The organism is Nonomuraea sp. NPDC026600 (genome assembly GCF_040638335.1).
In the GTDB taxonomy this organism is placed as follows: domain Bacteria; phylum Actinomycetota; class Actinomycetes; order Streptosporangiales; family Streptosporangiaceae; genus Nonomuraea.
In genome coordinates this window covers 52,578-69,702 of record NZ_JBEZYD010000007.1, presented here as the reverse complement: position 1 = coordinate 69,702, position 17,125 = coordinate 52,578, and the positions used below count along the sequence as shown (strand labels likewise).

General features: G+C 70.3%; 12 protein-coding genes. 8 read left to right on the top strand and 4 right to left on the bottom strand.

Annotated elements, in window-relative coordinates:
• Window positions 1-163: 163 nt before the first annotated feature.
• The 5 genes from AB0F17_RS18575 (at window position 164) to AB0F17_RS18555 (ending at window position 6,553) form a co-directional block, all read left to right on the top strand.
• On the top strand, window positions 164-1,198 hold the full coding sequence (locus AB0F17_RS18575) for a LacI family DNA-binding transcriptional regulator (RefSeq protein WP_358024073.1): 1,035 nt from the start codon (window positions 164-166) through the stop codon (window positions 1,196-1,198).
• Window positions 1,199-1,366: 168 nt separating this feature from the next.
• Window positions 1,367-2,719, top strand: a complete 1,353-nt coding sequence (locus AB0F17_RS18570) for a sugar ABC transporter substrate-binding protein (protein ID WP_358024070.1) — start codon at window positions 1,367-1,369, stop codon at window positions 2,717-2,719.
• Complete coding sequence (locus AB0F17_RS18565) at window positions 2,716-3,588, top strand: sugar ABC transporter permease (RefSeq protein WP_358024067.1); 873 nt, start codon at window positions 2,716-2,718, stop codon at window positions 3,586-3,588. Before AB0F17_RS18570 ends, AB0F17_RS18565 begins: the two co-directional genes overlap by 4 nt.
• Window positions 3,585-4,451 carry a carbohydrate ABC transporter permease gene (locus tag AB0F17_RS18560; protein ID WP_358024065.1) on the top strand — a complete coding sequence of 289 codons (867 nt, stop codon included), beginning with the start codon at window positions 3,585-3,587 and terminating at the stop codon, window positions 4,449-4,451. The genes AB0F17_RS18565 and AB0F17_RS18560 overlap by 4 nt, the downstream gene beginning before the upstream one ends.
• Before the next feature lie 17 nt (window positions 4,452-4,468).
• On the top strand, window positions 4,469-6,553 hold the full coding sequence (locus tag AB0F17_RS18555) for a beta-galactosidase (RefSeq protein WP_358024063.1): 2,085 nt from the start codon (window positions 4,469-4,471) through the stop codon (window positions 6,551-6,553).
• A gap of 64 nt (window positions 6,554-6,617) precedes the next feature.
• On the opposite strand, the gene AB0F17_RS18550 is transcribed toward AB0F17_RS18555, so the two are convergent.
• The 3 genes from AB0F17_RS18550 to AB0F17_RS18540 all read right to left on the bottom strand — a co-directional run bounded on the left by AB0F17_RS18550 (window position 6,618) and on the right by AB0F17_RS18540 (window position 9,173).
• Window positions 6,618-6,926, bottom strand: a complete 309-nt coding sequence (locus tag AB0F17_RS18550) for a MiAMP1 family antimicrobial peptide (RefSeq protein WP_358024059.1) — start codon at window positions 6,924-6,926, stop codon at window positions 6,618-6,620.
• Window positions 6,927-7,057: 131 nt separating this feature from the next.
• Window positions 7,058-7,720, bottom strand: coding sequence for a hypothetical protein (locus AB0F17_RS18545; RefSeq protein ID WP_358024056.1), 663 nt, complete (start codon window positions 7,718-7,720; stop codon window positions 7,058-7,060).
• A 70-nt stretch (window positions 7,721-7,790) separates the two neighbouring features.
• Window positions 7,791-9,173 (bottom strand): NB-ARC domain-containing protein, encoded by a 1,383-nt coding sequence (locus AB0F17_RS18540; RefSeq protein ID WP_358024053.1) that lies wholly within the window; start codon window positions 9,171-9,173, stop codon window positions 7,791-7,793.
• A 197-nt stretch (window positions 9,174-9,370) separates the two neighbouring features.
• Between AB0F17_RS18540 and AB0F17_RS18535 the strand changes: the two genes are divergently transcribed.
• The 3 genes from AB0F17_RS18535 to AB0F17_RS18525 are packed head-to-tail and all read left to right on the top strand — an operon-like array spanning window position 9,371 to window position 16,229.
• A complete protein-coding gene (locus AB0F17_RS18535) occupies window positions 9,371-12,991 on the top strand; it encodes a WD40 repeat domain-containing protein (RefSeq protein ID WP_358024050.1) in 3,621 nt (1,206 codons plus the stop codon).
• Entirely contained in the window at window positions 12,982-13,671 is a 690-nt protein-coding gene (locus AB0F17_RS18530) for a hypothetical protein (protein WP_358024047.1), read from the top strand. Before AB0F17_RS18535 ends, AB0F17_RS18530 begins: the two co-directional genes overlap by 10 nt.
• Window positions 13,644-16,229: an NACHT domain-containing protein gene (locus tag AB0F17_RS18525; protein ID WP_358024044.1), complete on the top strand. Its 2,586-nt coding sequence runs from the start codon at window positions 13,644-13,646 to the stop codon at window positions 16,227-16,229. The genes AB0F17_RS18530 and AB0F17_RS18525 overlap by 28 nt, the downstream gene beginning before the upstream one ends.
• Window positions 16,230-16,300: 71 nt before the next feature.
• Here AB0F17_RS18525 and AB0F17_RS18520 read toward each other — a convergent pair whose 3' ends face one another.
• Entirely contained in the window at window positions 16,301-17,053 is a 753-nt protein-coding gene (locus AB0F17_RS18520; RefSeq protein WP_358024041.1) for an SDR family oxidoreductase, read from the bottom strand.
• Window positions 17,054-17,125 lie beyond the last annotated feature (72 nt).

Here is a 17,125-nt window from a genome sequence, read left to right as displayed (position 1 = left end):
CCTGGAGCGGCTGACCCGCTCGGCAGCGGCTGGTGTCCCGCCACCGCTGCCGAGCCATCGTGCGGGGGTGGCAACGTTCCGGTAACAAGCCGTTGACGTGCTCTTGAGTTCCATGGAGACTGCATGACTACGTAGTCAACGAGGTTTTTCCGGAGCGTGACCCATGCCCGAAACAGGTCGCGGCCCTCGCCGCCCGGTCGGCAGCACGGACGTCGCGCGTCTGGCCGGCGTGTCGCAGAAGACCGTCTCGCGAGTGATCAACGGCGAGCCCAACGTCCGGGACAACCTGCGCGAGCGCGTGCTGCAGGCCGCGAGAGAGCTCGGCTACCGCCCCAACACGGCCGCGCGGGCGCTCATCAAGGGCCGCTTCCACCGCATCGGGGTCGTCACGCTCGGCAGCACCCTGTACGGCCCGGCCTCGACGCTGGTCGCGCTGGAGCGGGCGGCCCGCAGCACCGGCTACTCGCTCAGCATCGTGTGCACGCTCGAAGGCGAGCCGGGCGGCATCAACGCGGCCATCGACTCCCTGATCGGCCAGGGTGTGGACGGCATCGTGCTGTCGGAGCCCATCGACGAGGGACAGGACGTGGCCTTCGACCCGGACGTGCCGGTCGTGAGCTTCAACCAGTTGCCCCAGCCGTGCGCCGACAAAGGGATGTTCGTCGGCGGTGACGGCGTCGCCGCCGCGCGTGTGGCCACCGAGCACCTGCTGTCCCTGGGCCATCCCACCGTCTGGCATGTCGCCGGACCGGAGCGCTGGTGGGTCTCGCGTGATCGGCTGGCCGGCTGGCGGAAGGCGCTGGCCGCGGCCGGCGTGCCCGAGCCGCCGGTCCTGCACGGCGACTGGTACCCCGCCTCGGGCTATGCCGCCGGCCTCGAGCTGGTCGCGGCCGGCGGGGTGAGCGCCGTGTTCGTCGCCAACGACGACATGGCCATCGGCGTCATGCGGGCGCTCGCCGAGGCCGGGCTGCGCGTGCCGGAGGACGTCAGCATCGTCGGCTTCGACGACACGCCGTCGGCCGCCTACCTGGTCCCGCCGCTGACCACCATCCGCGGCGACTTCGAGGGCTCCGCGGTCCGCGGCCTCCGGTTACTGGTGGAGCGGATAGAGGGCGTCACGGGCACGCCGGTGCCGCAGGAACCACCGATCGAACTCATCGTGCGCGGCTCGACCGCGCCCCCCCGGGAATCGAGGTGACCGGCTGACACCCTGATCCCTCACAGTGTGCGCGCTCTGCGACGGCGCGCCGCTGACCTGGCCGAAGCCGGGGCGACCGTCTCGCCACACCCGGCCTCGGCCTGCTCGGAGCATGGACCTGCGACGTCCTGCTCCTTGTGCTTCAACACACGAGAAATGAGTCTATCAATGATCATCAGCAAGCGCTGGCTTCCCGTACTGGCCGGGCTGAGCGTGGGCCTGAGCGCCTGCGCGGGTAGCCCCACACCCACCACCACCCCCGCAGCGCAGAACGCCGCCCAGGCCGACATCGACAAGGCCATGGGGACGCCCACCGAGCTGACCTTCTGGACCTGGGTGCCGCAGATCGAGAAGGAAGTCGCGCTCTTCGAGAAGAAGTACCCGGCGATCAACGTGAAAGTGGTCAACGCCGGTCAGGGAGAGCCGCAGTACACCAAGCTTCGTACCGCGCTCAAAGCGGGTACCGGCGCCCCGGACGTCGCCCAGATCGAGTTCCAGTACATCCCCACCTTCACGATCACCGGCAGCCTTCTCGACCTGCGCCCGTACGGCGCGGCGGAGCTGAAGGACACGTTCGTCGACTGGACCTGGTCCCAGGTCACCGGTGACGGCGGCGAGGTCTGGGCGATCCCGCAGGACTCCGGCCCGATGGGCATGCTCTACCGCAAGGACATCTTCGACAAGCACGGCATCGCCGTACCGAAGACCTGGGACGAGTTCGCCGCGGCGGCCCGCAAGCTGCACGCCGCCGACCCCGGCGTCTACCTGACCAACCTCGCCTCGAACCAGAACGGCGCCTGGATGGGCCTGCTGTGGCAGACGGGCGCCAAGCCGTTCGCCACGCCCGCCAGGGACCGCGTCACGGTCGACCTGAACGACGAGCACGCCCAGAAGCTCGCCTCCTACTGGGGCGGCCTGGTCAAGGAGGGCGTGGTCTCCACCGACGCGGACTTCACCGACCAGTGGTTCCAGTCGCTCAACCGGGGCAAGTACGCGACCTGGCTGACGGCCGCCTGGGCGCCGGCCTTCCTGACCACCAGCGCCAAGTCGACCAGCGGGAAGTGGCGGGCCGCGCCGCTGCCGCAGTGGCAGGCGGGTCAGCAGGTCTCCGGCAACTGGGGCGGCTCGACCTCGGCGGTGATCAAGGGTTCGAAGAATCCCATCGCCGCGGCGAAGTTCGCCGAGTTCCTCAACACCGATCCCGAGTCGACCAAGATGCTGGCGACCCAGCAGTTCCTCTTCCCGCCGACGAAGGCGTTGCTGTCCGACCCGGCCTTCGTCGGGCAGAAGCCGGAGTTCTACGGCGGGCAGACGGTCAACAAGGAGTTCGCCGCCATCAGCGACACGGTGTCGAAGGAATTCGCGTGGCCGCCCTTCCTCGACCAGGTCGTCAACGACTGGGACGAGACCGTCGGCAAGGCGCTGGGCGACAAGGGCGACGTCGCCGCCGGCCTCGGGCAGTGGCAGTCACGGACCACGACCTACGCCACGAACCAGGGGTTCAAGGTCGAGTCGAAGTGAGACCCGCGAAAAACTGGACCGGCTACCTGTTCGTCGCGCCGTTCCTCGTGGTGTTCGTCGCGATGCTGGTGGTGCCGCTGGGGTACGCCGCCTACCTCAGCCTCTACAAGGATCAGCTCATCGGCGGCACGGTGTTCGCCGGGCTGGACAACTACGTGCGCGCGCTGTCCGATTCGCGGCTGCTGGATGGCGTGTGGCGGATGGCCAGGTTCTTCCTCACCCAGGTACCGATCATGCTGGGGCTGGCGCTGTTCTTCGCGCTGGCCCTCGACAGCGGCGTGCTGCGGCTGGTGCGGCTCTTCCGGCTGGGCATCTTCGTCCCCTACGCGGTGCCGAGCGTGGTGGCCGCCCTGATGTGGGGCTACATCTATGGCCCCGACTTCGGGCCGCTCGCCCAGCTCGCCGACAAACTGGGCATCTCCTCACTGAACCTGCTCAGCGGCGACTTCGCCCTCGGGTCGCTCGCCAACGTCATCACCTGGGAGTTCACCGGCTACAACATGATCATCCTGTACGCCGCGCTGCGCGCGATCCCGCCCGAGCTGTACGAGGCCGCGGCCGTGGACGGCGCCGGTCCCTGGCGTACCGCCTGGAGCGTGAAGATCCCGGCGATCAGGTCCGCGCTGCTGCTGACCGTGATCTTCTCCCTCATCGGCAGCTTCCAGCTCTTCAACGAGCCGCAACTGCTGCAGCGGCTCGCGCCCAACGTCATCGACAGCTCCTACACGCCCAACCTGTACGCCTACTCGCTGGCCTTCACCAGCCAGGAGGTCAACTACGCGGCGGCGGTGTCGTTCCTGATCGGCCTGGTCATCGTCATCTTCGCCTACACCGTCCTGCTGGCCACGAACCGCCGGAGCAAGCCATGACCACCATCACGGCGAGGCGCCGGCGCGGGAACGTCCTGACCCTGGCCATGCTCGCCTTCCTCATCTACTTCCTGATGCCGCTGTTCTGGCTGTTCGTGGCCTCGACGAAGACGACCGGCGACCTGTTCTCCAGCTTCGGGCTGTGGTTCGCCGACGACTTCTCGCTGCTGTCCAACGTGCGCGGCACGCTCACGTACGACGACGGCGTCTACGTCCGCTGGCTGCTCAACACCCTGCTGTACGCGGTGACCAGCGCCGGGGGCGCGGCGCTGCTGGCCGCCCTGGGCGGGTACGGCTTCGCCAAATACCGCTTCACGGGCAACCGGGCCCTGTTCGGGCTGGTTCTCGGCTCGATCATGGTGCCGACCACGGCGCTGGCCATCCCGACCTACCTGCTCTTCAGCAAGGTCGGGCTGGTCAACACCCCGTGGGCGATCATCCTGCCGTCGCTGGTCAGCCCGTTCGGGCTGTATCTCATGCGGGTGTACGCCGAGGACGCCATCCCCGACAGCCTGCTGGAGGCGGCCAGGATCGACGGGGCCGGTGAGTTCGGCATCTTCTTCAAGGTGGTGCTGCGCCTGCTCATGCCCGGCGTGGTCACGGTGCTGCTGTTCACCCTCGTCGCCACCTGGAACAACTACTTCCTGCCGCTGATCATGCTGAACAACCCGTCGCTCTACCCGGTGACCGTGGGGCTCGCGTCCTGGTCCTCGCAGTCGGCGGCCGGCGGCGGCGCGACCGGCGACCTGCTCGCGCTGGTGGTCACCGGCTCGCTGCTGTCCATCGTGCCGCTCGTCGCGGCCTTCCTCCTGCTGCAGAAGTACTGGCAGTCGGGCCTCACCACCGGTGGGGTCAAGCAATGACCCGGAAGGGAGAACGTGTGCTTCCCGAGCAGGTGCTCTTCGGCGCCGCCTACTACCACGAGTACCAGCCGTACGAGCGGCTGAAGACCGACCTCGACCTGATGGCCGGGGCGGGCTTCTCGGTCATCCGCGTGGGCGAGTCCGTCTGGTCCACCTGGGAGCCGGAGAACGGCCGGTTCGACCTGGACTGGCTGCGGCCGGTGCTCGACGGCGCGCACGAGCGCGGCATCCACGTCGTGCTGGGCACGCCGACGTACGCCGTGCCGCCGTGGCTGGCCCGCCAGTACCCCGAGATCGCCGGGGAACGGGCGACCGGTGAGCGCATCCCGTGGGGGGCCAGGCAGGAGGTCGACTTCACCCACCCGGCCTTCCGCTTCCACGCCGAACGGGTGATCCGCGAGGTCGTCGCCCGCTACGCCGACCACCCCGCGGTCATCGGCTTCCAGGTCGACAACGAGCCGGGCTTGGAGCTGTTCCACAACCACGGTGTCTTCCAGCGCTTCGTGGACCACCTGCGCCGCCTCTACGGCGACGTCGAGACGCTGAACCGTGAGTGGGGCCTGGTCTACTGGTCGCACCGCCTGTCCACCTGGGCCGATCTGTGGACGCCCGACGGCAACATCCAGGCCCAGTACGACCTGGCCTGGCGCCGTTTCCAGGCCGACCAGACCGCCGAGTTCATCGACTGGCAGGCGGGCATCGTCCGGGAGTACTCGCGGCCCGGCCAGTTCGTCACCACCTGCATCTCCTACAACCGGCCCGCGCTGGCCGACGACCAGCTGACCCGCAACCTGGACGTCGCCGCCGGGAACCCGTACTACGCGATGCAGGACGGCCTGGCCCTCCCCGGCTCCGGCGCGGGCCCGCAGGGCTGGACGACCAGCGGGACCTGGGCGCTCTACCACAGTGCCGACCGGATGTACTCCTCCCGCCAGGAGCCCTTCCTCGTCACCGAGACCAACGCGCAGTCGATCGGCTACCCCTGGATGAACCGGCCCGCCTACGACGGGCAGTGGCGCCAGGCGGCCTACGCCCTGGTGTCGCGCGGGGCCGGCATGATCGAGTACTGGCACTGGCACTCGCTGCACTTCGGCGCCGAGACGTACTGGGGCGGCATCCTGCCGCACAGCGGCCGGCCGGGCCGCGTCTACCAGGAGATCGCGCGCATCGGCGCCGAGCTCAGGACCGCCGGCGAGCTGGTCGCCGGGCTCACACCCGACGCCGACGTCACGATGCTCTATTCCGCGCCGAGCAAGTGGGCGCTGGAGTTCTACCCGCCGCTGGCGGACGGCGCGGGCGGGCCGGACCGGCGCTCGTACGAGGGCATCTTCGACCCGTTCTACCGGGGCGCCTTCGACGCGGGCCTGCAGGTGCGGATCATGCACGCCGGACAGCTCACCGCGGCCGACGCGGCGGTCGCCGCCGCCCGGCATCCCGTCCTGGTCGTCCCGGCGCTGTACGTCGCCGACGACGCCACGCTCGACTGGCTCGCCGGCTACGCCGCCGCCGGGGGTCATCTGGTGCTCGGGCCGCGCACCGGGTACGGCGATCTGGAGGCGCGGGCCCGTACCGAGGTCATGCCGGCCCGTCTCGCCGAGCCCGCCGGCATCTGGTACGAGGAATTCGCCAACCTGGACGCCGACCTCCCCGTACACGCGCCCGAAGGCTCGCCGCTGGCGCTGCCGCCCGGTGCGACGGCCACGCGCTGGGCGGACGGCGTGCGCGCGGAGAACGCGCAGGTGCTCGCCCGCTACGAGCACCCGCACTACGGTCAGTGGCCCGCTGTCACCAGCCGGGCGCACGGAGACGGGCGGATCACCTACGTGGGGACCGTGCCGGACACCGTCCTGGCCCGCGCGCTGTTCGACTGGGCCGTCCCGGCCGAGCCGTCAGGGTGGCGGTTCGGGGCCGCGAGCGTGACGGCGACGGGTGCCACCTCGCGGGACGGACGCAAGGTGCGCTTCGTGCACAACTGGTCGTGGGAGCCGGTCGCGGTCCGGCTGCCCGTCGCGGTGCGGGACGTCCTGGACGGGAGCGACCACGACGCCGGTGCGGAACTGGCGCTCGGCCCCTGGGACGTGCGGATCCTCGTGGAGCGCTGAGGGCGGCACATGAAGCGGTGCCCGGTGAGGATCTCACCGGGCACCGATCAGTAAGCGGTCACGCTCAGCACACGATGAAGATGCTCTGCCAGCCGACAGGCGTCCGCTGCTCCGCGTTGCGGTTGGAGGCCAGCTCGAAATGCATCACGCCTTGCGCGTTGGGCTGGTTGTACATGCGCCCCGACTGGCCGTCGCCATACCACTTGTAGGACCCGTGGAAGGGGATGTTGGACACCCCGCACGCGTCGAGGACGACGGACCTGCCGGTGAAGCCCCGGCCCTCATAGGCGACGTACTGCGAGGCGTAGGCGGCGCTGGCAGTGAGCGCGATGATTCCCGCTGTCAGGGCGGGGACGAGGAGGATTCTCTTCACAATGCTCCTTTGATGCATGGTTCTGCTCGGCAAGCTCGGCTCGCCGCAGGACGTCCCCCATCATGTACGGAAAGTAATCTTGCCAACACTTACTGTGACGGCAGGCTGTGCTCGCCTCAAGTCGCCGAATGTCAGTCGGCACCGGCGCCAGATGGTGTGCCGTGCCATGCGGCGCGGAGGGCCTGGATCTCTTCGGGGGTGCTCTCCCGTGCGATGTACGGGATGTCGAGGATGTGGCGGCTGCCGGGCAACTTGGCGCGGACCACCCCGGGGTCCTGGAGGATCTGCGCGTAGACCGAGGCCCCGTCCATGCAGAACACGTCGATGACCGCCACCCGCCCATCGAGGGCCTGCCGCAGGTTGCCGGGGTTCAGGTCGATGCCGTCCCACCAGGGTGTCCGGGCCCGGAACTCGGCGTCGACCGCGGCGGCGGCCTGCCGCACCTCGGCCAGGGCCACATCGCCGTCGCCCGCCCGCCACTGGCGGGCGACCTCCTCGGCCCGCGCCGTCTCGAGCGGTGCCAGGAATTCCAGCACGGCCAGCGTGCCGCCGCCGTCCAGCGGGCTGTCGAAGGCGACGCGCGGCAGGTAGGGGTTGCCGCGCCGGCGACGACACAGTTCGAGGAAGGCGGCGTAGGCCGGATCGAACGGGCACACCCTGGCCGCCCACAGCCCGTCGGGAGAGCGCAGGCCGATCGCCCAGTCGCCGACGCCGCACGGCGTCCAGCCCGCCAGCACCAGCTCGGCCGTGGCCTCGCGGTGGGTCATCGAAGGCCACGGCACGTCGGGGAGCACGGGCGCAGCCTACGAGATCCGCCCGACCGAGCGCACACGGGTTTCGGCCCGGCCCAACCGACTCGCCCCATCACACGCACGACCGGCTGGCCCGTTCACCCAGCCCCTTGACGACGCGGAATCTGACACCCTGAAGATCATCAACGGCATCCGTTCTGTGAAGCAGGGACGTAACATGGTCGCGGACCAGATCATGGAATCGGTACCGGCAGGGGGTGGACTCCTGTAGGAGGTGGGCGTCCAGCAGCCGGTCCAGCAGCCGCCTCGCGCGCACCACGGTCGTGTCCAGCGCGGTGGCGGCCTCGGTGACGCCGAACTCGGTGCCGACGTGCGAACCCAGCAGCCGATACACCCGTCGCTGGTCCTCGGAGAGCCGCTGAAAGGACAGGTCCAGGGCGGCGGCGACGCTGTGCGGCCCGGCCGTCAACTCGGCCAGCCGATCATCGTTCAACCGGTTCAGCAGATGTCCGACGCTCCAGGTGGAACGCGCCTGAAGCTGGACGGCGGCGATGCGGATGGCGAGCGGGAGCAGCCCGCAGCGCTCCACGATCTCCACCAGAACCGTCGACGGCGCATCCGTGACCCGCTCCTTCCCTGCCGTCCGGGTGAACAGGGCGACCGCCTCCTTCGGCGGCAGGACGTCCAGCGACAAGGTTCGGGTGCCGTCCAGGGCGATCAGTCGGCGCCGGCTGGTGACGATCAGCCCACAGCCCGGGCCGGCCGGAAGCAGCGGGCGGACCTGATCTTCATCGGCGGCATTGTCCAGCACGATCAGGACTTCGCGTTCGGCCAGCACGCTGCGATACAGCGCGGCGCGGTCATCGACGTGCTCGGGGACGCACTCGTCAAGGACGCCGAGTGTGCGGAGGACACGGGCGAGCGCGTCACCTGGATCGACCGGTGACATTCCCTCGGTATGGCCGTGGAGGTCGACGAACAGCTGCCCGTCGGGAAAACGAGACGTAAGACGATGGGCGGCATGAACGGCCAGTGCCGTCTTACCGACTCCGGCCATGCCGTCAATGGCGACGACCGTCATCGCGTTCGCATTCTCGTAGTAATCCACCAAAGCCATCAGTTCACGCCGTCGGCCAACAAATGCCGCCACGCCCGCCGGTAGCTGCCGCGGAATCGGCGGTGGGCCGGTCCCCGCCGCATCATCGCGTTCAGGGGAAGCCTGCGGACCGCGAGCCACGGCGACCAGCATCGCGCGCTCTTCACCGTCCAGCCCCAACGCCTCCGCCAGCAGCAGGATCGACCTGGTACGAGGCTGCTGGAGTCCGTCGTGTTCCAACCGGCGGACGGTCCGGACGTTCAGGCCGGCCCGTTCGGCCAGTTGCTCCTGAGTCAGCAACGCGCGCTTCCGCCACGTGCGCAGCAGCGTTCCCAAAGAAAGAACGGCATCGGGACACCGTATGACTTCCGTCGGCGCGGAAGCGGTGGAGATGGTCACGGCAACTCCGAACTCATCAGGTTGGATAGTGTCGTCCCTGCGTCTGCACGCCTTTGGTGGTCTGTGCCTGATCCATCAAAAGCGCGTTCGGGCTGTTCAAGCCACCGGTCAGACGAAAGCGCACGGAATCGGACGGCCTGAGAAGGGCGGATCATCACGTTTGATCAGCATCGGCGTAATTAGCCAGAATGAAGGTCATGGGTGAGGGTGACGAAGGTGGCGCGCGGGTACAGCCGGGTCTCCGGCCGCTGAGGAGCCACGGCGCCCTGCTGTCGCCGTCCGGTAACGGTGGCGAGGTGTGCCCCTACCAAGGGCTGGTGCCGTTCGAGACCGAGAAGACCGAGTTCTTCTTCGGACGTGCGCGGGCGACCCACAGCCTTCTGGAGCGCCTGGGACCGCGCCTGGACGAGCACGGGTCCATCCTGCTGATCTCGGGTGCCTCGGGTGTGGGCAAGTCGTCGCTGTTACGGGCGGGGCTGATGCCGGCGCTGGCGAAGGGGATGTTGCCGGTCGCCGGATCGCAGCGTTGGCGCCGCCTGCTCATCACACCGACCTCAAGGCCGTTGCGGGCACTCGCGGAAGAGTGGGCGGCGGCGTTCGGCGGGCGCGTCGAGACGGTGTACGAGCACCTGCGGGACGATCCGCGGCGGACGCTGTCGGGGGCTCTCTCACCGGACGGCCGTCTCGTCCTGGTGGTCGACCAGTTCGAGGAACTGTTCGTTCTGGTGACCGACGAGCAGGAGCGCCAGGCGTTCGTGCGGGTCCTGGACGCTCTGGCCGAAGGCCCGCGGGGCGCAGGGGTGATCATCGGGGTGCGCGCGGACTACTGGGACCGTTGTGCGGCTTACCCGCAGTTCGCCGAGGCCATCCAGGACGGCCAGGTCATCGTCGAGCCGATGGCGGAGCCGGACCTACGGCTCGCCATCACCGGCCCCGCGGCAGCGGTGGGCCTGGAGATCGAACCCGGCCTGGTGGAGACCATCCTGGGGGAGTTACGCGCCGGGCAGGCCGCCGGCGATCGCTACGAGGCCGGGGCCCTGCCCCTGCTGTCGCAGGCTCTGCGCAACACCTGGGAGAGACGTGCGGACGGCCGGCTGACCGTCCGGGGTTATGAGGAGTCCGGCCGGGTCCGCGACTCCGTGCGGCGCACGGCCGACGAGGTCCTCGGGCGGCTGCCGGCCGAGGACCGCAAGACCGCGCTCCGACTCTTCCGGCGCATGACATTGATCACCGCGGGCGGGCGGGTGGCGCGGCGCAGGGCGACGCTGACCGAGATCCACGCCGCCGCGCCGGCACACTCGCCGGAGCGGCGAGAGCGAGCTGAGGCGCTGCTCTCCGCGTTCGCCGACCAGCGCCTGCTCACCCTGCACGAGGACACCGCCGAGATCGCCCATGACGCGCTCCTGATCGCCTGGCCGACCCTCCGTCAATGGCTCGAACCCGACTTCACCGCACAGACGGTGTACGACCGGCTCATCGACGACGCCACCCAATGGGCCGATTACCATCGCGATCCCGCCTTCCTCTACCGGGGCGCTCGGCTGCTGGCGGTCCAGGACAGCCGGCCTCGCTGGGACCGCGACCCCGACAGCTTCCCGCCGCCCGGACCCACGGTGGAGCGCTTCATCACGGCATCCACGGGGGCGGCACGACGAACCGGCCGCCGCCGACGCCTCGTCATGGCCGGCCTCGCGGTGCTGTCGGTGCTCGCCCTCCTCGCGGCCGGTGCCGCCGTCAACGCGGCGAACGACGCCGTTGAGCAACGCAGGGTGGCGGTCTCGCGCCGGCTGGCGGCACAGAGCGAGGTCACCGGCGACACCACCCTGGCCTCGATGCTGGCCGTGGCCTCGTGGCGAGTCGCTCGCACCAACGAAGCCCGCAACCGCGTTCTGGTCGCGGCGACCCGTACCGGCCGGGGGACCCTCACCGGGCACACGCGAGGCGTCATGGCACTGGCGTTCAGCCCCGACGGTTCGATCATCGCGACAGGAAGCGACGACGGCACCGCGCGGCTCTGGGACACGGCGTCGCGGCGGCAGCTCGGCGCCCCGATCACCCGGCCGAAATACGACTGCTCAAGCGTCGAGCTGGCCTTCAGCCCCGATGGCCGGACGCTGGCCACGGCGTGTCTCAACTCCGTCCGGTTCTACGACGTGGCCACCCATCGCGAGCTGGGCGTACCGCTGAAGCACGAGGAGGTCGTGTCGGCGATCGCCTACAACCCGGACGGGAAGACCTTCGTGACCGGCGACTTCCACGGGGTCGTCCGGCAGTGGGACGCGGCCACGCACCGTCCGCACGGGACTCCCATGGGCCGCCCCGACGAAGGGCCGCAACTCGCCGGCATCATCCGCGAGGTCACCTTCAGCCGGGACGGAAAGACCCTGGCCAGCGCGGGCAACGAGACCGTACGGCTCTGGGACACCGCCACATCCCGCCAGATCGGCACCCCGTTCGCCCGGCACGCCAAGGGCGTCTACGGTGTCGCCTTCAGCCCGGACGGCATCACCCTCGCGACCGTGGGCTACGACAGAACCGCCCGGTTGTGGAACATGGCCACGCGGAAGCAGACAGGTGTCCTCAAGGACCGCTTCACCGGTTTCAACGCGATCGCCTTCAGCCCGGACGGCACCCGGCTCGCCACCGCCGGAGCCAGCGGTCGCACCGTCCTGTGGGACACGGCCGGCCGGAAACAACTGGTCGCGCTCGCCGACAACCTCAGCGGTGTGGAGCGCGTGGCGTTCAGCCCGGACGGGAAGCTGCTCGCCGCCGCCGGTGACGACGGCGTGGTACGGCTGGCCGACCCGCAGGTCCACCTGCAGATCGGGACCCCGATGCCGGCACGGGGCGCCGTCGCGCTGAGCCCTGACGGACGGACCTTGGCCGCCGGCGTGGGCGACGAGAAGGACCCCGCGATCCAGCTATGGGACGTGGCCACCCAGCATCCGATCGGCCCCCCGCTGCGTCCTGAAGGCGCTCGCCGTTCCGTGGCCACGATCGGATTCACCCCCGACGGGCGGACGCTCCTGACGTCCAGCTCGGACGGCCTGCGGCTCTGGGACGTCGCGAGCCGCCGCGAGCTCGCCCATGACGCAACGCTCACGGGCGTGGCCAAGCTCAGCCCCGACGGCGGATTCGTCGCCGTCCAGCAGGACAAGGCCATCGCGTTCTGGGACGTCGCGCGCCGCCGGGAGAGCGGGCCGCGCATCCGCGTCACCGACCACACCGACGTGATCACGGCGATGGCGATCAGCCCCGACGGCGCGACGCTGGCGACCACGGGCTTCGACAACCGGGTGCGGCTGTTCGACGTGGCCACCCGCCGCCAGCTCGCTGGCCCGGCGGCCGCGGCCGACGGCGGGTTCGTCAACGATCTGGCGTTCAGCCCCGACGGCCGGTGGCTGGCCTTCACGGCCGGCGACTACTCCGTCCGGCTGTGGGACGTGGCGCGCCGCCGTCAGGTCGGCATCGGCCTGATCGTCAAGGACGGCCCGGTCAACGTGCTCGAGTTCAGCCCAGACAGCCAGGTCCTCGCCACCGGCTCCACCGGCGGCGATGTGCAGCTCTGGGACCTGCTGACCTACCGGCCGCTCGGTGCTCTGATGGTCGGCCACACCCGTGGCGTGACCGCGCTCGCCTACGGCCGGGACGGGACGGCCGTCGCCACGGTGGCCGGCGACGGGACCGCGCGGCTGTGGAACGTCGCCACCCCCGCAGACCTGGTGGCCGCGGCGTGCGCCAACGCGGGCCGCTCCCTCACCCGCGACGAATGGGAGAACTACGTACCGGAGGAGGACTACCAGCAGACGTGTCCGTGACCCTGGACCCCACCACGGAGGCAGCGAGCATGTTCCTGCGAGGTTTTCGGCGACGGACGGGCAAGCCCGTCCCGGAACTGGCCGCGTTGTTCCGCTCGATCGTCGCGGACGGCCGGCAGGTCCACCCGATGGCGTCCGATTTCCTGGAACACTTCATGGACGGCGTCGGTGCCTCCAGGACGATGTCACCGCGCTGGCTCCGCTCGTTCAAAGCGATCAGGAAAGCCGAGCGCAAGAACCAGCGCCGCTTCGAACGGCAGCTCACGCGCGAGGCGGGGCTGTTACGGGACGGCGGCTCCACCTGGCTGCACGACTACTGGGACGCGCGGGTCAACGCGTTCATCGGCACGGAGCTCTTCTACGTCAGCCGGATGAGCCTGCTGCGCTCGCAGGGCTCGTTCGTCCTGACCCGGACCGGACCGGAGGTGCGGGCGTCCGGTACGGTCCGCCACCACTGGTTCGATCCCTATGACTGGGACCGCGGCCGATGGGTCTACATTCCCCGGCACGGGTTCGTGCCCATCGCGGTCGGCCGCGAGCTGGTGGAGTCCGATGAGGCGCGCAATTTCCTGATGGAGTCACGTCATGTCCAGACACTGGTGGGCACGTGCTGGGATGGCCGGCGGCCCCGGCGCGGGAGGGCGGTGTTCGAGTGGTCGCTGGTGAGGACGACGCGTTGATGACCGCGGACCACCCCCGTCCGCCCGATCCCACCGAGGCCGGCAGCGCCGCGGACTTCGTCCGGTCGCTGGTCCGGCTGAAGCAGTGGGCGGGCGAGCCATCCTTGAGCAGGCTGCGCTCTCTCGGCGGCCAGACGGTGACCTCGGATGGCGTCACGATCGACGCGTTGCCCAAGAGCACGACCTCGCAGGTGCTCCGGCAGACCGACAGGCTGCCGCGGTGGGATTTCGTGAAGGCCTTCGTCACCGCCTGCCTGCGTTACCGCGACTATCCGAGCGAGCTGGTTCCCGCTGAGCTCGAACGCTGGCGGGTGGCCAGGACCGCCTTGACCGAGCCGGTCGCTCGTACAGAGACCCTGGCGGAGGCGCCTGTGGCGGAGGCGTCCGCGGCGGATGCGTCTGTGGCGGTCACAGGGACCGAGGCTCACGTCGAGACCACCGGGAGGGACCCGGCCGTCGAACTCCTGGCGCGGCGCGTGGCCCGGGAGGAGGACAGGGCGCGTAAAGGGCTGCTCGGCGGCTACAGCATCGCGCCGGTCTCGTTCGCGGCGCACGCGGACCCGATCCGCCACGACGACGCCACCGGCGAGGTGAAGGACGACCTGCACTCGATCGGGACGTTCTTCAGCGGGCTGCACCCGCAGCGCCTGCTGGTCGTGGGCGAGTCAGGAGCGGGCAAGACGGTGCTCGCCATCGAACTGGTGCTGCGACTGCTGGAGCCCCTCCTGACCAGCGGCGGACGACCCGATCACCGGCAACTGGTGCCGGTACGCCTGAACGCCGCACGATGGACCTTGGGCAGCCCGTTCGAACCATGGCTGGCCGAACAACTGGTGCGGGACTTCGGACTCGCGGCCAAGGACGCGGAGCGGCTGGTGCGGGACCGCCAGGTGCTGCCGGTGCTGGACGGGCTGGACGAACTGGACCCCGAGCCGTCCACGGGACCGCCCCGCCGGGCGATCGGCCTGCTGGCCGCGCTCAACCGGTACAGCGACCTTTCCGGACGGCGACCGGGGGCGGTCGTCGTGACCTGCCGAGCCGACCGCTACACCGAGCTGTCCGAAGCCCGCGCCGGGCTCGACGACGCCACCCGGATCCATCTGCATGACCTGACCATCGAACAGATCAATGCGTACCTGCGCACCCGCTGGCCGGACGGCCATCCCTGCGACACGTACCGCGACGGCATCCATGCGGCCCTGTCCGGGACGTCGGGGACGGCCATCCGCACCGCCCTGGCCACACCGTGGCGGCTGTTGCTGACCGTCACCGCCGTGGAGTCCGGCGCCGATCCGGCCGAGCTGCTCCGCGCCGGCCCGGACCCCGACCCGCGGGTGGCGGCGGCGCGGATCGCCCGGAGGCTGCTCGACGCGTACGTCCCGGCGGCGACCGGACTGACCCCACGCACCGCCCCCGGCACGCCGTACCGTCCCGAACAGGTGCGGTCCTGGCTGGAGAACCTGGCCTCTCACCTGCGCTGGCAGGCCGCCTACACCGCCGAGACGGATCGGCCGCCGCCCGGTCTGACGCCGATCGACATCGTCCCGCACCTGCTGTGGCCGATCGGTGGCCGGCGGCTGGTCCGGGCGTTGCACTGTCTGTTCTGCGTGATCTTCGCCGTCATCGCCATGCTGGCGTTCTGGGCGGGGTCGGCGGTCGACCGGCCCGGTGACCCGCGCGACTGGCTCGACGTGGGGGAGGGGCTCACCTTGGCGCTCATGGCGGGCTGGGTGGGCATCGCCACCGGCCTGTCGCTGTCGCCGTGGCCGGCCGCCGCCGGTGGGCGGGCCAACGTTCCGCACCGGCGGCGCATGATCGGTGGTCTGCTCGGTGCCCTGGCGGGCGGCCCGATCGGCGTGCTCTGCGGCCTGGCCGGGTACGTGCTGACCGGCGGCAAGGTCTTCGACCCCGGGTTCGCCGTCGCCGCGGGGGCGGCTGGGGGTGGGGTGTTCGGGGCGGTCCTCGGATTGACCGCCGCCGCGCGGCGGGGGGCCGAGCGCATGTCCATATCCGAGGCGGTCCGTGCCGAGCCGGTCATCCTGCTGGGTTTCGGACTGTGCGGCGCCCTCACCGGACTGCCGCCGCTGCGCCTGGCCGGCGCCGGCCCGCTACCACTGGCCGCGGAGATCGCGGGGGCCTTCGCTCTGGCCTTCGCGCTCGGGGTCGTCTTCAAGATCGCCACGGGTGGCTGGAGCAAGGACGCGGAGCTGGCCCACCCGCGAGAGGCCCTGCGCCGCAACCCGATGATCGGAGTGGCCTTCGGCCTCACCGGCGGCGTCGCCGCCTTTCTCGTGTTCGTCATGAACCAGGGAGTCGTGGAGTCGCTGGCGTGCGCGCTCATCGGCGGGGTGACCTTCGGCCTCGCCTTCGGCGCGATCGCCTGGGCCCGCACCATGATCGGCCTGGTCGTCTCGGCCGCGCGTGGTGTGCTTCCGCTGCGGTTGTGGGCCTTTCTGGACTGGGCGTGCGAGGCACGGTTGCTGCGCGTCAGCGGCGCCACCTACCAGTTCCGGCACCGCGAACTCCAGGACTTCCTGGCCCCGCCGGAGGACGACTGAGACCGCTGTCCTTCCGGCGCGGCCGTGATCTCCATGCGGTCCCGGATCGCCGATCCGGGACCGCACTCGTTTCAGCGCAGGTAAGAGGCGCCGTTGAGGTCGAGCACCGTGCCGCTGACGAACTCCGCCTCGGCCGAGGCGAGATAGCGCACCGCCGCCGCCACCTCCTCCGGCTGGGCGATCCGGCCGAACGGGCTCTGCGCCTCGACGCCGGCCCGGCTCTCCTCGGTCAGGATGGCGGCCGCCATGTCGGTCTCGACGAACCCCGGCGCCACCGAGGAGACCGCGATGCGATGCGGGGCGAGCGCGATGGCCAGCGACTGGCCCATCGCGGTCAGGCCGGCCTTGGCGGCGGCGTATCCCGGCGCCTGCGGCTCACCCCGGTAGGCGCCGCGGGAGGCGACGTTGACGATGCGTCCGCCACGGCCGCGCTCCACCATGTGCCGGGCCACGCACCACGAGACGTTCGCGGCACCGATCAGGTCCACGTCGACGGTCCTGCGCCAGGTCCGTTGCCAGGAGGCGTAGTCCATGGTCAGCGGATCGTGGAAGAGGTAGACGGCGGCGTTGTTCACGAGCACGTCGATGCCGTCGAGGGCGTCGATCGCCGCCGAGACGAACGCGGCGACGGCGTCCGGATCCGCTATGTCCCCCTGGACGATGGCGTGGCCGTCGCCGTCGAGCGCCGATCTGGTCTCCTCCGCCTCGTCAAGGGAGTTCCGGTGGTGGATCGCGATCCGGTCGCCTCCGGCGGCGAAGATCTTGGCGACCTCGCGGCCGATCCCACGCGACGATCCGGTCACGAGTACGCCTCGGCTGTTCACGATTGACCTCTTTCACCCACAAGCTGCTGTCTGCCCTGCAGATTAGGGGCATGCCTCGGGCTGCTTCGCAGC

Coding starts and splice junctions, on each gene's coding strand:
- AB0F17_RS18575 (WP_358024073.1), top strand. CDS start 164: ATGCCCGAAACAGGTCGCGGCCCTCGCCGCCCGGTCGGCAGCACGGAC.
- AB0F17_RS18570 (WP_358024070.1), top strand. CDS start 1,367: ATGATCATCAGCAAGCGCTGGCTTCCCGTACTGGCCGGGCTGAGCGTG.
- AB0F17_RS18560 (WP_358024065.1), top strand. CDS start 3,585: ATGACCACCATCACGGCGAGGCGCCGGCGCGGGAACGTCCTGACCCTG.
- AB0F17_RS18535 (WP_358024050.1), top strand. CDS start 9,371: ATGGGTGAGGGTGACGAAGGTGGCGCGCGGGTACAGCCGGGTCTCCGG.